This is a genomic window from Sphingomonas sp. M1A8_2b (assembly GCF_053345535.1).
Map to the genome: position 1 here is coordinate 473,971 of NZ_JBKFAH010000003.1, position 15,436 is coordinate 489,406.

Annotated in this window: 11 protein-coding genes and 2 pseudogenes; 2 read left to right on the top strand and 11 right to left on the bottom strand. The window is 61.8% G+C overall.

What is annotated here, in order from left to right:
* Nucleotides 1-367: 367 nt before the first annotated feature.
* From ACLBWL_RS14575 to ACLBWL_RS14620, 10 genes and pseudogenes are all read right to left on the bottom strand, one after another.
* A complete protein-coding gene (locus tag ACLBWL_RS14575) occupies nt 368-1,918 on the bottom strand; it encodes a L,D-transpeptidase family protein (RefSeq protein WP_447794221.1) in 1,551 nt (516 codons plus the stop codon).
* Between the two features lie 441 nt (nt 1,919-2,359).
* The gene (locus ACLBWL_RS14580; protein WP_447794223.1) at nt 2,360-3,907 is read right to left on the bottom strand and encodes a GMC family oxidoreductase; all 1,548 of its coding nucleotides are present in this window, start codon (nt 3,905-3,907) and stop codon (nt 2,360-2,362) included.
* Complete coding sequence (locus tag ACLBWL_RS14585; RefSeq protein WP_447794225.1) at nt 3,904-5,247, bottom strand: alpha/beta hydrolase; 1,344 nt, start codon at nt 5,245-5,247, stop codon at nt 3,904-3,906. Before ACLBWL_RS14585 ends, ACLBWL_RS14580 begins: the two co-directional genes overlap by 4 nt.
* A complete protein-coding gene (locus tag ACLBWL_RS14590; protein ID WP_447794227.1) occupies nt 5,232-6,743 on the bottom strand; it encodes an FAD-dependent oxidoreductase in 1,512 nt (503 codons plus the stop codon). Before ACLBWL_RS14590 ends, ACLBWL_RS14585 begins: the two co-directional genes overlap by 16 nt.
* A 348-nt stretch (nt 6,744-7,091) precedes the next feature.
* A complete protein-coding gene (locus ACLBWL_RS14595; RefSeq protein WP_056476130.1) occupies nt 7,092-7,967 on the bottom strand; it encodes an SDR family oxidoreductase in 876 nt (291 codons plus the stop codon).
* Nucleotides 7,968-7,984: 17 nt separating this feature from the next.
* Nucleotides 7,985-8,578, bottom strand: a pseudogene (locus ACLBWL_RS14600) (ABC transporter permease); the annotation flags it as partial.
* Between the two features lie 44 nt (nt 8,579-8,622).
* Nucleotides 8,623-8,814: pseudogene (locus ACLBWL_RS14605) on the bottom strand (IS1182 family transposase); the annotation flags it as partial.
* A 280-nt stretch (nt 8,815-9,094) separates the two neighbouring features.
* Nucleotides 9,095-9,373, bottom strand: coding sequence for a hypothetical protein (locus ACLBWL_RS14610; RefSeq protein WP_447794229.1), 279 nt, complete (start codon nt 9,371-9,373; stop codon nt 9,095-9,097).
* A 1,075-nt stretch (nt 9,374-10,448) separates the two neighbouring features.
* Nucleotides 10,449-10,691 carry a hypothetical protein gene (locus ACLBWL_RS14615; RefSeq protein ID WP_447794230.1) on the bottom strand — a complete coding sequence of 81 codons (243 nt, stop codon included), beginning with the start codon at nt 10,689-10,691 and terminating at the stop codon, nt 10,449-10,451.
* A 42-nt stretch (nt 10,692-10,733) separates the two neighbouring features.
* Nucleotides 10,734-11,279, bottom strand: coding sequence for a hypothetical protein (locus ACLBWL_RS14620; RefSeq protein WP_447794232.1), 546 nt, complete (start codon nt 11,277-11,279; stop codon nt 10,734-10,736).
* Between the two features lie 1,512 nt (nt 11,280-12,791).
* On the opposite strand from ACLBWL_RS14620, the gene ACLBWL_RS14625 reads away from it, so the two are divergent.
* Together ACLBWL_RS14625 and ACLBWL_RS14630 are read left to right on the top strand one after the other, a co-directional pair.
* Nucleotides 12,792-13,253 carry a hypothetical protein gene (locus tag ACLBWL_RS14625; protein ID WP_156359200.1) on the top strand — a complete coding sequence of 154 codons (462 nt, stop codon included), beginning with the start codon at nt 12,792-12,794 and terminating at the stop codon, nt 13,251-13,253.
* Between the two features lie 193 nt (nt 13,254-13,446).
* Complete coding sequence (locus tag ACLBWL_RS14630) at nt 13,447-13,623, top strand: SDR family oxidoreductase (protein WP_447794234.1); 177 nt, start codon at nt 13,447-13,449, stop codon at nt 13,621-13,623.
* Nucleotides 13,624-13,726: 103 nt separating this feature from the next.
* Here the strand turns inward: ACLBWL_RS14630 and ACLBWL_RS14635 are convergent, their stop codons facing one another.
* Complete coding sequence (locus ACLBWL_RS14635) at nt 13,727-14,644, bottom strand: DNA N-6-adenine-methyltransferase (protein ID WP_447794236.1); 918 nt, start codon at nt 14,642-14,644, stop codon at nt 13,727-13,729.
* Nucleotides 14,645-15,436 lie beyond the last annotated feature (792 nt).

A 15,436-nucleotide genomic window follows, 5' to 3' on the forward strand; every position in this document is an offset into this window, starting at 1 on the left:
AACAATTAAGGCCGCGAGAGTGGATCGCAATCAGGGGGCGCCCGTTCTCGGAATTGTTACTCGAGCGGGTTTCGGGGATCAGCTCACATTCCCATTTCTCGATCGGTTCCGAGAATGCCTGGCGGTCAGAGGGAGGGGCTTGCCGTCCTAACTTCACTCTGGGGGTGGACATGAACAAATGGCCGAAGTTGGAAGGCCGAAGGAGCCCGCGAGTGTTCGCTTCTGGGCCTTGCTAGCTCTCCGCTACCGAGTGGTCCTGCCAACCAATACCGCGATCCGGAGCCCCGACGATAGCTGTTGGTTTAGCGTGACCGATCGGTTGACTGTCCCACGATGTGTGCGTTCGAGGGTAGGGGAAGGATTGCGCCTAAGGGCCGATGTCGATCGCCTGCGCTTCCGCCCGGCGCGCCGACGATTTGGCGAAACCCAGTTGCTCGGCGATTGGATCGTTCCATCCGTACGGGTCGGTGCGGAAGGCTATCCCCCCGTCGGCACCGACATAGACATTGTGATAGAGCAGCCGGACCGGAATGCGACGCGGCAAGGGCACGAAGGTCATCTCGCCCGTCGCCTGCGCGGCCTGCCAGGCGTCCGCGACGCCCTCGTCCTCGGCTAGCATCTGCGCGAAGCCGAGCGCGTCCTCGACGCGGACGCAACCATGGCTGAGATGGCGCTGGCTGCGCTCGAACAGGGCCGGCGCCGAGGTGTCGTGCAGGTAGATCGCCTGGTTGTTGGCCATATCGAACTTGACGAGGCCGAGCGCATTGTCGGGCCCCGGCTGCTGGACGATCCAGCCGTCACGGAGCACCATGTTGTGCGCCTGCAGATACGCGTCGTCGACATTCGCCATTTCGCCGTTCTGGATCGATTTCGGCACGGTCCAGGTTGGGTTGGCGACCAGCCTGAAGATCGGCGATGCGAGCGCCGGGGTCTCGTGCCCGGGTTCTCCGACCACGACCTTTCGCTCGTCCGCCACCGTGCCGTCGCGGTAATAGCGCAACTGTGACGCGGCGGTGTTGACGTCGATCCGCGTGGCCGGTGGCGTGCGTTCGAGCCAGCGCCGGCGCTCCAGCGCAACGCCCAACGCCCGGGCGCGATCGCCGGCGCTTAGGTTGAGCACCTTCAGCGTCTCGGGGCCGACGACGCCGTCGGCGGCAATCCCGTAATCGGTTTGCAATCCCTTCAGCGCGTCCGACAGCGCCTGCGTGTAGCGCGCCGACGCGGGGGAAGGCGCGAGCTGCGACGGCTCTGTCGCTAAACCGGAGGGCGCCGGATAGCCGCTTTGCGTCAGCTGATCGGCAATGGCCGCCACTCGCGGGTCTTGATCGCCGACGCGGATAAGGCCACCGGCGATCGGCTGGGTCGGCCCGGCCGCGGCTGCGGCTTGGCTGAAGCTGAGATAGGCGTCGGACAAAGCTCGGTATTCTGCGTCCTGCGGTGCCAACGACGCCAGCCACTCGGTGAGTTTACCGGTCGCAAGGGCGACGCTGAGGCCGGCTGTAACGTCGGTTTTCGGGCGGGGCAGGGTGTAGACTTCGTGCAAGGAGGCAGGATCGATGCGTCCTCCTGCCAACGCTTCGGCATAGGAAAGAGCGGCGCGCGACCGCGCTACGTCGGCGACGGCGGGGCTTGCATCCATTGCGTCCGCGGCGGCGAAGGCCAGGTGGTCGAGACCGTGCCGGCCGCGGTCGGCGAGCGCGGACTGGAATGCCGCGATGTTCTGCTTGGACCACAAAGCTCGCCATTTCGACTTGGCGTACAACGTCCGAAGGTTGGGGTCCGTCACTTCGGCCTTGTCGATCGCCATCGCGATGGGGTCCGGACAGACTACGGTGTCGATCGGAACGACCTGAGCGTGCGCCGCTCCGTGGGTCAGCAGGATCAGCAGCGGGACCGTGGACCGGTACAATGTCTTCAAGTGCATCCCGGTCTAACGAGCCAGTCGGCAATGTGGACCAGCACGACGGCCGGTCGCAGCATAAATGTGCCGTTCGGCGTGCTATCGCTGGTGTAAAATCGGCGCCGGTCTAATATCGGACGCCGTCGCTACTCTTGGAGGCGTTGGCCAGGCCTGCCTCACTCGCAGATCGCACCGTGGCGCTAGCCATGCGCAACGCCCGACAATCACGCTCGAAAGTCAGCGCCTCGTCGGCGCGCCGCGGCGTCTTCCAGCTGACAGTGCGCAATCGCCCCGAATATAGCGGGGGTACGCATCGCCAGGCTTTCGGGGGTCGTCCTAATTCTCGCCATCAAGACGGCCCCGTCTGCAACGGTTTGCCTACATGAACAAACGGCGGAAGTTGGGGAACGACAAGCCGACCCCAGTGTCCGACAATGGGTCCTGCCGTACTCGCCATCCTCAACCGCTCCCGAGTATCCGATCCGCGGTACGCAGGCTCAGCGCCATGATCGTCAGCGCGGGGTTGGCGGCGAGTGAGCTCGGGAAGACCGAATTGTCACAGATCCACAGATTGTCGATCGCGAAGCTGCGGCCCCACGGATTGACGACCGCGGTATCGCCGCTCTCGCCCATCCGGCAGGTGCCGATGGTATGCGCGGCGCGCGGCAGGGTGCCGATGTCGTGGGCGCCCGCCGCCTGCCAGATCGCGGTCATCGTCGCGATCGCGTGTTTGTCGATCGCCTGCTCGTTGGCGCCATAGCCGAACGTCACACGCGCCTTGGGGATGCCGAACGCGTCGGTTTCGTCAGCAAGCACCAGTCGGTTGTCGTCGCTTGGCAGGCATTCGCCGTTGATACCGATGCCGGCCAAATGGAGGTATTTGTCCATCACGTCGACCAGCTCCTGGCCCCAGCGCCCGCCGCCGCGCGCGAACGACGTCGCCAGCGTGACGGGCTGAACGCCGAGGCTCTGCATAAGGTAGCCGCCCGCGAAATCGGCACCGTCTGGGCGCAGCATGTCCTCACTGATCAGCGACGAGGGATAGCCGCGGTTGCAGCGCATCTCGGCATCGAATCGACCCCAGACCTGCGTCGCGACATGCGCCATGAAGTTGCGGCCGACCTGACCGCTCGCATTCCCGATCCCCATGTGGAGCAGCAGGCGCGGGGTCTCGACGCCGCCTGCGCTGAGCACGACCGCGGCGCACCGCTGACGGTGCTCCTGCCGGCCGTTGCGGTAGACTACCGCGACGATCCGGCCGGCGGCGTCGCGCTCGACCCCGGTCATCCGGCAGCCGGGGCGGATCTCGGCGCCGGCGGCGACCGCGAGCGGGAGATAGGTGGTATCCATCGACGCCTTCGCGCCGTTGCGGCACCCCTGATGGCAAGCGCCGCAATTGACGCAGGCCTGACGCAACCCGCCGCCTTCCTGCCGCCAGTCGCGCGAGACCAGCGCAGCGGGGGCGTCGGTCGCGGTGATGCCTACCGCGGCGCACCCCGCCGCCATCGCATCGGCGGGCGCATTGCGCTTGACCGCGGGCAGTTGATAGCGGCGGGCCGCGTCCCACGGGTAATCGGCGGGGCCCGAAACGCCAATGAACGCCTCGACCTGTTCGATGTAGCGGATCAGCTCGGCGTGCTCGATCGGCCAGTCTTCTCCTTGGCCGGTCAGCGTCTTTAGGCGCAGATCGCGCGGATCGGGACGAGGGCAGAACGCGCCCCAGTGCAGCGTCGACCCGCCAACGCCGGTGCCGCTGTTGTTGCCGCCGAACGCCTGCGGCATTGCGCCGTCGCTCAGCCGCTCGTCGATCCAGTAGATGTCGCTCGCCGCGAGTTCATCCGGCGTGTGCCGTTGGGGTTCGCCGTTGGGGCCGGCTTCGAGCGCGACCACCTTCAGCCCGGCCTTGGCGAGGCGGGCCAGCAACGGTGCGCCGCCGGCACCGGTGCCGATCACCACGACATCGACGACATCGGTCTCGGCATAGGCGCGCATCTGGTCAAGGTTCATCGTGCGGGCTCCCAGCCTTCGCGTTCGTCGGCGGCGGTCAGCGCATAGCCCTGCTTGCGGACGCCATCGCCACCAATGGCAAAGCCGTCATAGCCGACCCACGCCATCGTTGCCGGATGCGCGAGCCACAACCGCACGGCGTCGGCGCGAACGTCCTCGAACCACAAGGTCATTTGCTCGGGGGTAAGCGGGGTCTTGGCGGACCAGTCGGCGGCTTCGATCGTGTGGAGCAGGGCGTCGCGGTCTTCACCAGCGAGTTTGGCGAAAGCCCCGTTCGCAAGTGTGTCGAGCGTGTCGAGCCCTGCGCGATAGGCGTCGGCGTCGACGGGAAGCGCGGCGAACCGCCAGCCATCGCCTTCGCCGCCCGCGAGTTGCGTGTCGATCCGCGCGGCGAGGTCGATCCCGTGCTGCGGGATCACGCGGTCGACGAGCGCGCGCAGGGTTTCGAGTTGCTTCGCCGACACGATCTTGGGTTGATAGTCGGGGTCGTCTGCGATCGCGCGTTCGGCCAGCGTCGCGCGGGTGCGCGCGCTTACGCGGTCGGAGGCGATCAGGCGTTCATAGTCGGCGGGGATGCTCGCTGCACCGACGGCGTGCGCGTGATCGCGGATCAGGTGGGCGACGCTGTCCGGCTGTTCGAACGGGAGAAGATGCGCGGCGCCGGCGATGCTCTGGAACCGGGCGTGGGTATAATGCGGCACGTTGAGCTTGCGCTGGTTCGCCTCGCCCAGATCGCCGTCTTCGGCGCCGGCGATGATCACGGCAGGGGTGTTGAGCGTGCCGACCTGATCCGACCAGTCCTCGCGATAGCCCTGTTCGAGCCATGCTCGCCATGCCTGGGGATTGGCGCGCTGAACGTCGGCGACGGCGGCGTCATAGACAGCAGGCGGCAGCGGGGCGGCGATGTTCTGGTCGACGAAGTCGCGGGCGTCTTCGATACCGACTGGGCCCTGCTTCACCCAGTCGATCATCGTCGTGCGGCGTTCGTCGTCGATCGGCTCGGGCGAGGGGGGCGACGCGGCCATAAGCACTACGCCGGCCAGCCCGGAGAGGCGTCCCGCTTCTGATCGCTGCGCGAGAATCGTCGCGATCTTGCCGCCCATGCTGTGGCCGACGAGCATCCATCGGTCCGCGTTTTCCGCGCGGATCTGTTCGGCGATGGTGTCGGCCATCTCCTCCACCGTGAACCCGGTCGCGTCGGACGCATCGCCGAAGCCGTTCAGGTCGAGCGGTCGGCAGTCGAACGCGCCGAGTTGCGCGATCACCGCGTCCCACGACCGGGCGCTGCCGCCCAGCGCATGCAGGAAGAACAGCGTCGGGCGCATCACGCCGCGTCCCATGCGGCCTCCTTTTTGAGCGCGATCTCGTCGTGGTTGCCGCAGGTCATCACGGCCTGCTCCTTGCCGTCCTCCTTCAGGAAGACTGCGAAGTCGCCAGCGGCCACATCGCCTTCGATCCGGCGGTCGTCGGGTTTGGCTACGTGACCAACATAATGGAGGCTGGTGTCATACTGCCCGGTCCAGAAGAACGGTGTGTCGCCATAGCCGCCGGTGACTGCGCCGAGCAGCGAGCGCGCCAGCCATTGGCCCTGCCGTTGCGCATGGACCCAGTGCTCGACGCGGATCGGGTGGCCGAGCCTTGGGTCGGCATAGCTCGCGATATCGCCGATCGCGTAGATACCGTCGGCCGAGGTCCGTAACTGCGCATCGACCGAGACGCCGCCGCCAGCGTCCTTTTCTGCGATCTTCAGCCCTGCCGCCTTGGCGAGGTCGATCCGTGGTTCGACACCGACGCCGACCACGAGCAAGTCGCCTTCGATAGCCGTGCCATCGTCGAGCATCGCGGTGTGGCCGTCGTACTGCGCGAGTTCGCAGTCGAGGTGCAAGGTCACGCCCTTCTCCTCGTGGAGCGCCTGCACGAACTTACCGACTTCCGGCCCTGCGACCTTGGCGAGCGGTACGCTGTCCCTGGCGATCACCGTCACCGAAAGCCCGGCTTGGGTAAGCGATGCGGCGGCCTCGAGCCCGATGAAGCTCGCGCCCAGCACGATCGCGCGCTTCGCGTCCTTTGCCGCGGCTTTGACTGCGTCAGCGTCGGCAAGCGTGCGCAGCACGAACACGTTATCCGCGGCCTTCACGGTGTCCGGCGTGACCGGCGTCGCGCCGGTGGCGAGGATGAGAACGTCGTAGGGGACGCGGTCTTGGTCGGCGGTGACGACAGCGTGACCTTCTACGTCGATCGACGCGACAGCAACGCCGGTCCGGACGTTCGGCGCAGGACCGCGACCCAGGCCGGGTTCGGGGAGTGCGGTATCGTCGCGCTCGGCATCGCCTGCGAGATAGTCCTTCGAAACCGCGGTCCGGTCATAGGGCGCATCGGCGTCGTCGGACAGGATCGTGACGTCGCCGCCGAGACCCGAGCGTGCGAGCATGTCGGCGCAGGCGTGCCCCGCCGCACCGCCGCCGACGATGACGACCTTGCCGATCGACCGGGTCGACGGGGTGGCCCGCGTCTGCTCCTCCTTGCCGGTAATGGTGACGACGCCGTCCTTCTCGACCACGGTGAACGTGTCGAGCGGCGCGAACGCAGGGGCGGCGACAGCCTCGCCGTCACTGAGCGAAAAGCGCGCGTGGTGCCACGGGCAGCGCACTGTCCCGTCGATCACGAGGCCGGTTTCCAGCGGTGCGCCCTGATGGGTGCATTTGCCAGCGAACGCGCAGACCTTGCCGCGATGCCGGACCAGAATAACGTCCTCGCTGCCGAATGATCCCGCGACCGGTTTGTCGTCGTGCAGGTCCGCTGCGGGCATGCCCTTGCCGAGATCGATCGTTGCCATGTTCCAAATCTCCCAAATTCCGGAGTGAACGATGCAAATCGACATCCGGTGCCGTGGAAATTCGTTCTCGGTCAGCAGCTTCGACTGCAAAAGTGCTTTGCATCAACGATTACCAAGCTCGCCAAGTAAGATGGTTCGCGCTCGGAAACCGTCTGCTACAACAAGCGTGCTTAGAACCGCTTCTGGGCCTGCTAGCTGGGACAAGCGGGATCACCGACCCCTCTGCTCTGGTAATAGCGGCTGACGCTGGCCCAATCGTGGCGTCCTGAAAGCCTTGGTGCACCATAGATCCTATGGCCACCTCAGCTGACTGCGGACGTGCAGCCGGCTGAGGTTTAGCCATCAGAATCAGGAAATTGGAACCCCGCCGGTCACGGCCACGACATTACCGGACATGTAGCTCCCCTCCGCCGACGCGAGCATCACATAGGCGGAAGCGAGTTCGCCTGGCTGTCCAGCGCGGCCGAGCGGCGTGTTCTGGCCGAGCGTTTCCAGTTCCTCCGGTGACTTGGCGATCGGCTGGATTGGCGTCCAGATCGGGCCTGGCGCCACCGCGTTCACGCGAATGCCTTCGCCGGATAGAAGGTTGGACAGGCCCACCGTCAGGCTAGAGATAGCGCCCTTGGTTGCTGCGTAGACAATCATGTTCTTGCCAGCGACCTTTGCCTGTTCGCTGGTCGTGTTGATGATCGCCGAACCCGGCTTCATGTGCGGCGCTGCTGCCTTGGCCAAACGGATCATGGCAAAGACGTTAGCGGCGAACGCGGCCTGCATCTCGTCGTCGTCGATGCTATCAAGGCCCTCGTTCATTGTCTGAGCGGCAGCGTTGTTGACGAGCACATCGATGCCACCGAGTTCCGCGATCGTACGCTCAACCAGGGTTATGCAGTGATCCCGGTCGCGAAGATCGCCCGGAAGCAAAACACAACGTTGCCCCGCCTTTTCTACCCACGTCAGTGTCTCTTCGGCGTCGGCTTGCTCGTCGGCAAGGTAGGAGATCGCAACGTCGGCTCCCTCACGGGCATAAGCAATCGCCACTGCCCGGCCGATACCGGAGTCCCCTCCGGTTATCAGCGCCACCTTGCCCTTCAGCAGGCCCTTGCCGACGTAGCTCTCCTCGCCGTGATCGGGTTTGGTTCGCATCCTCGCCGTCAAACCGGGTCTTGGCTGCCGCGGCTCATCAGGAAAACTTGTCGGCTGGCTGGTACGCGGATCGTCGGTCATAGCGGTTCCTGCTGGTGGATAGCCGCCATTGGCAACGCCAGCGTGCCGGGTTGCGCGACGACTGCAACAAAACCGATCATCGCCGGTAATCCGACGATCAAGGCCACGATCCCGAGCGCGGCAAGCTTGCCACGCACCAGCTGTCCGCGCGAGACACTCTGCAGCATCAGTAATCGCAGTGTTCCCCGTTCGGTTTCGCGCGCCAGCACGCCGAAGCCCAGGAAGATCAGCAGTAATGGGGCGACTACCTGAAGGACGAAGGCGGGGGTGAGTTGCCCAAAACGGACCAGCAAGGAGCTTTGCCGCACGTCGCCAAAATTGGCGCTGTTCTGGCGGTGGCCTTCGAGGAACATGCTGTTGCCCGTATAGGCGTCGACACCGGGATCGAACGCGGCCAACGCCCCCAGCGGGCGATAGATGAAGGTGCCGTAATGGACCATGCGGTGCGGGTGGCGATCAGGTTGAGCCTTGAACGCCGCAGCGGCCACCTGCTGATGCCGCGTGCGTAGCTCGGCAATGCCGCGTTGGTGCGACCATGAACTGAGTACAGCCGCCAGGGTCAGCAGGACGAGCAGAACAAGCGCGATCACCGCCACGCGGTTGCGTGCCATCAACCGAAGTTCGTCACGCGCGATTAGCCGACCAGCAGCATCCGCAGCATCCGCAGCATCAACTCCGGGTCAATCGAGGGTCGCCCGCTCGGGCTATAGCTCGCCGCCAGCGCCTCACGGACGAAGCTGAAGTCGAACAGCCCGTCGATGCGACGTAGGAGGTGGTCGGCTGGCACATGATCGTCGAGCCGGAACCCGTAGAACAGTGCGCCTTGCGCCATCTGCCGACCCATCATGTTCGTGATCCCCCGACGCCTATCACGAGTGAATCACGCCTCGGTCACCATCGCAAGCAGGCCTTTTTCAACAGCCTCAGACGGTTGTGAAGCTACCGCGGGCCCCAAACATTTTTGCGAAGCAGGAAGTGTCAGAACCCCGGTTCGAATTGTCCGCTTTTAAAAAGCGGCCGACCTTTCTCGCTATGACCGAGTTTGAGCGTAAGCGGAATGGCCGGAATGGGCAGGAAAGCGGACGGGCGGCTTTCGGGCTAATGCGCTGGAAAGTTGACGCCGTGGATTACCGACTTGTGAGCAACCGCTTCCGATACAGCGCGTCCGGGGCTTTAGCCGCTTCGATCCTGATACGGCGATGAAGCACCCCCACCATCAACGGACCGCCTACTAGAAGCAGACCGACCAGCGCCTCTATGAAATTCGGCGACCAGCCAGCCAGCAGAGCCGCTCCATAGATCAGCACAAAGAACCCGAACCATGTAAATGCCGCAACATCAACGATCAGCAGCGGCGTCCTGTTTTGATAGTGTTGGTGTGCAAAACGCCAAAATGCCGCTTTCATGCTGCTCCCATCTCGATTTAGGGCCAACCGTAACGTCGGCTTTCGGGAAGCGCTACCTGCGCTGCGAACGGCAACAATTGGGCGTCTGTGAGTGCTGGGGGTGGGCGACTATCGAACCGGCGCGGCGCTGACACCCCTGCCGCTATTGCTCGGAGATTACCTTTCCGAAATCGGTTGTCGCTTGCCCGGTAATCATGGCAATATCCTCGGAAGCGGTGAGGTAGACGGCGCGGATGCCGTTGTTAATGGCCCCGATCCTGTGGAGGGAAACGCCTACCTCACCGCCCCCTGCGGGAGCCAGTTGCCACCGGACATTGGGTCCAAGCCCGATCGCAACCCCATCTTGTTCAACCAAAGAAAAGCGGCATGCAAGGGGGTGCGGTCGAGGTTAACGACACGCACAAGACGAACCGAGTATGTGTAGCCGCGATAAGTCACGGTTAAAGCCGATCATCCCCCTTCAACACCATCTCGTTCGTCGTTCGCGTTCATCGACCGCATGGACGTGAACAAGCAGCGTCCCGATACCACGTCTGCACGAACCAGTCCTTCCCGGTATCGACGGTCACGACGCTGGGGAGGATAGCGGCCCGACCGCTTCTGCCGGGTGCGGTTGAATGAACGACCGGTTATAGGCAAGTCGTAAGCAGCGCTGAATGTCGGCGTTTGGGCGATCTCTTACGAACCCGCATTCTCGCGAGGAACGAGTTTCGGGAATGTCCGAGACGGGAAGGAAAGGGGACAAGCGGCTTTCGGGCGGCATTAGAGGTTATTGCCCTCTCTTACATCCTCCCACGCTTATTCCGAGCGATGACTTTGGGATCGTACTGGCCGACCTGCTTTCGCCTGTTCCGCACGTCGACGATCAGAATTCCAATGGCGGCAGGGACGATAACAAGCTGCGGGTTCTGAAACACGCCCTCGCTTGGAACATAGCTACCCCACCAGAGGAAAGCCCCGATCACCGATCCAATGGCTATCCCGACAGTCATATTCCATGGCTTCATCCGGGCAGCATCCCGCAAGTGCTCTATGACTGCAAGTGGGCGTCAGCGGAATGGCCGGGATGGGCAGGTTAGCTGCCGTTCGGATCACCGCCGACAAAGCGAAATATCGCCATAGAAACGAAGCGAAGAACGACGGCAAAGAGCATCATCGGTGGCGCGAGCCAGAGTATCTGTCTGTCCCATCCCCAGCCGAGATCAAAGGCCCAATCGCAGAGGGTTGCTCCCCACATTACCGATACGAGGATCGCGAACGCCGCGAAGACGAAGTTCACTCCCTTTCGCTGGCTAGCGATGAGGCGTTCAGTGTTCATCCCGCGATCATGGCACCGGGCGGTAACGTCTGCAATTGGGCGTTACCCGTCGGTTTGTTTTTGAATTAATTCATACACCGAGCGAACGTTTTCTATCCGCAAAAATTGAGGCGTTGCATCGAACGTCGGCTGCCAAATGCCGAAATTCCGGCCATCAAACAAACTCGTCGCTGCGCCAAACCGTATAGTCCCGGACCCGTCCGGTCGTTGGTCGAGATCAATGGACGGCAATCGCTTGATGTCGACCGATTTAATCGAGCTACCGCGATTTTTGTAGATAAGAACCCGCTTATCAGTAACCGCATATCGTAAATGTATTCGCAGCCGAATGTCGATCAGGAATCGACCAAACGTCATGTACAGGCCTGCCAATAGAAACGGAATTCCAAATAGTTTAAAAGGTAGGTCGCCTGTGGCTTGGTCCGTAGACCAGACGCTGACATTCCAAAAAATAATAAAACCGCCCCACAGAAGACTGAACGGGATTAGGAAAAGCTCGATTGGGCGAATGATTAAGCCGGTATGCGGCTTCCCCTTCCAAAGGACTCGCTCCCCGGGAAGCAGCGCCGCCTGCAAATCGCCATCCATTCATCCGTCCCCACTTAAACCAGCCACACGGGCTCACGCCGATGGGCTAGGAATGCGCATTAATCAACGTCGGCTTTCTGGGTAGTTGCACCGCTTTGGGAACGGCAAGGTATGGGCGTTAGCAGAATGGCCGATATGGGAAAGGAAAGCGGCCAGTCCGCTATGAAGGGCAAATGGCGTTAGCGGGCGCTGCCAGACGCTGCGGTCTTTCTCGAAAAGCATCGAGAAATGGGAATTGCTACCGGGTGTGCCGAACCCCGCGGTAGTGTCAGTTAGTCGTAGCGCAGCGACCACCGCCTCTTTTCATCCGAACGAGGCCTACAATCGCCAAACCGATTGAAACCCCCATTGCCCCGCCGATCAGATTGTCCGGCACATGCTGGCTCACCAATACCGGCATAAGCACCGCCGGCATGATCGCGGGGACGATGACGAGCGGCAGGTAGCGGGTTCTTCATGTCTAGCTCCTGGATTGCAGGGTTACAGCGTCTCACACGGCTGGTTCCTCGACAAGATGCTACGAACGCGGAATCACCGAGATGGGCAGGAAAGCGGACGTTTGGGTGTGCGGGGTCAGTAGGCGTTGGGTAAGACGCCCGGCAGGCGGCAAAGGTGCGCAAAAGCGGCGATTGTCCCGGCGTCGTCTGATCCGTGACTCTGAAAGTCGATGTTGAGCTCACGGGACACGAAGTTCTGGCCCCATCCCATACCGCTCACCCGTCGTAGGAATAACGCAAACGCCGCGGGGTTGGGGGCAGTCCAAACGAAATAACTGCCGCCCTGAGCCCGGAGTGGGTATGACCACGTTTCGGATAGCCTAAGGGCCGGTGATGCCCCGGATTTCACAGTCGTATGACCGGCGGGATAGACCTCTACGGCAAAGTCCCATGCACCTTTGCGAATTAACTGACACGTCGCGTTGATCCGATCTCCTTTGGGAGAAACCGTACTGAGGTAATAACCTCCTGTGGTCGCTCGAATACTGAAGACAGCAAAAAAGCTAGGATTGTTTTGAGCACTGAGCGGCGACGGCGGCAGTGCTATCAGCGCCGTTCCCACCGCCATCGATAACAAACGTCCCATGTGACTCGCCTCCGTAGGGGCACGATACTCGGATGCGTAACGTCTACAACTGGGCGTTTTTTAACCGCCCGTCATGCCTATGATAGGGAAGCGCTGCTGACCGATCATCAGGACAGCGTCGTGGATGACCAGATGACCGAAGCCCAAGGCGATCTCCTAGGCAGCGTTATCGTGCTTCTCAGCACGGCCCTGCTGCTCGGCGCGGTGCACTTCGCCAGCACCGCCGTGGACTAGCGAAAAGTTCGATGGCTTACAACGCTGAGCGTCATACTGTCGATCGCAGGCGTGGCCATCGTTATCGTTACATGACGACCGCTTTGGAGAGGATTGCGGCCCGGCTACTTTTAGGCGAGGTTCGATGAAAGCAGATGATAACCGGCTTCCATTTCCACCGCGCATTTGCCTCAACGACGTAGCGGGAGATAGCAGATGACTGCTTTTTTGATCGGCCTCATGCTGACAGCCGCCTCTCCAAGCTTGGCAAATTCGACGGTCGTCTGCAAAATTGGAAGCATCGCCATTCACGATCTATTAAAGGTCAACAGCAACGAAGAAATTGATACTTACTATGCCGGTGCTGATGCAAATCGCCCTGATCTGCTGACGGTGTGCCCTAAGCTCAAGAGCGAACTTCCCAAAAGCTATCCGATTGCAGATGATGATGCCCGATCGCGAGCCGCAGTGCATGCGCCTGCTCCCGGCCAACACGTTCGAGAAGCCTTCATCTATTCTGTGGGTGTTCCAAAAATCAGTAGCGACTCTAAAAGTGCCGTCGTCCATTTCGGATTTTCGTGCACAGGCCTTTGCGGCGCGGAATTAGAGGTTCGCTATATTCGCACCTCAAAGGGATGGCAGCGCAGCGGTGAGATCCGCACGCTCTCCGTTTCTTAGCGCACTAAAAGCTGAACGATAGGCAGATTGCGGGAAAGCCGCCGCATCGTCGGAATGACCGATTATGGGCGAAAACAGACCGACCGAAGTTGAGCGCCTACTGTCTTTCGCGCTGTCGGAAAACACATGTTTGTCGACTCAGCACACTGCACATTTTGAAGAATGGCGGCGCGGGCGGTGGCGTAGGTGCTCCATGTTCGCACCATTGTGCGAAATACCCTGTCGGATTGAGAAAGTGCGCGACAACCTCGGAAGTCGGGTTTTCCGTCAATCGGAAGATGTGGCCGATACCGTCGTATTTCTAGCAAGTCCGGCGTCTCGTCACGTCACCGGAGCGATACTAAATGTTGATGGCGGGCAGACTGCCTGAATCTGATCGATGCGGCATCAATCCAAGGGCGGTCATCCATGCCGCCCCTAGATCGACTTGAACAGGAATCTGCTAGGCGGTAGCCAGTGGTGAAAACCGAGTGTTAGCTACTGGGACGCCGATCATCTACCGCGTCAACTGTAGCGTCACTGCGGACCATCCAAAATCCTGGCATCTGCGCCGCAAGACGAGCTTTTTGTTCAGCAGATGCACCTAGCGTCAGTATCATCAGCGAGAACGGCGTATGCTGGCCCTTTCCTCGTGAGTCGAGAAATCTGACGCGTCCTCGAAGAAGATAAATATCGGCGTCTGGACTCAGAGTATCGTGAAACCATGGCGAGTCCGTTCGGACAGGGACAAGGCAGATGACGGTTTTCACTCTGCCGGCCTGCCATTCGAGATAGGCTCGCCGCAGCCACTTTAGCAGTTCCGAGAATGGCGGATTGACGAAGACCGTCGTGCCTGACCACTCATCGACGAGCCCATCGCCGCCTTCGTTCAGCAGGATACGACGCTTCGCGACGACAGGACTGAGGCGGTGGCCACACGGATCAAGGTCGATCTTGCCGAACGCCGCGTAAATGTTCGCCATGAAGTCCGGCGGCGTAAATCGACTGTCCCGGTCATCCTTGTCGCCCTGGCCCCAATAGGATCGTTCCAACGCCCGGCGCCGAGCGCCAGGCGCGATCACTGCCAGAAGACGCAAGAAGGTTGCAACCGTGCCGCCGCCCCGCTCAAGGCTGGCAACGGTGGCTCGCGACAGGCCTGCTCGCGAGCCTGCTTCATCCAACGACATGGATCGTCTGCGTCTCCGGGCACGAAGTTGTTCGGCAAGTGTCTTGCCGGGACCAAGTCCGGTCAGACGAAAATCGAGCACGGTCATGACGGCGATCAAGGTCGGCATCGATCCGACGCCGTTCTCCAGCCGTTTGATAGTCTGCGCATCGACTCCGATCCGCTCCGCCAAGGTCCGCTGCGACCAGCCAGCCGATCGTCGAGCCAATTTCAGTTGTTCGATCAAATTCTAACCCCATTAAGGATCATATTTTGATTATCATGACGCGACAGAACGTCACTTGGCAACGTGATTTGCGGCTCGGTTCACAGCAACGCCCTTCAGGTTGATCGATCTGTCAATAATCCACAACCAAGGAAACTGCGACAGCGCCGCAGGACTTACGAACACCATCGGCGGCACACGGAGGACCCGCATGCGGCCACCTGACATCGTAGGCGGCCGGGTGCGTGAGCGAGGGGCAGGGAAACTTCAAGATTGAAACTTACGTTCGCAAGCTCAGTTAAAAGGCGAAAACTGCATCTCTCCGCCCAGCTCTGGTGGTCGGCTGTGGCTGACAGTCGGTCTTCGCGGCAATACCGGGCGCGTGTTCCTTTCGTCGCACGGGATTATCCGATGGAGTGTAATGGTGCGCGGCAGCGTGGAGGCGTTCTGCGTGCGTCTGGAAGCCTTGCTCAAGGTCGAGCGGCTGGCGCTCCCCGCGGGGGGGGGCGCTGAGCCGCAATTCGGTCGACCGCCGGCGGTTGACCTAGTGGCAGACGGTCGAACAGGCGGACGGACGGCAAAGCCGCGTCGCAACGATGAACACGATATCGAGCGAGATGACTTCGCGGCCCTTACGCCTGACGATATCGCTGCTGTCGCGGCACTAATCAACGAGCGCCCCAGCGCGCGGGTGAAGGGAGGGTTTTGCGCTGACAGACTTGCGTTCGCAAAAAGAGTTTTAGGGAACCGATTATTATCAAAAGTGCCAGCTGCTGATAAACCCGCACCTTGCGGATTATAAGTCTTAAAATG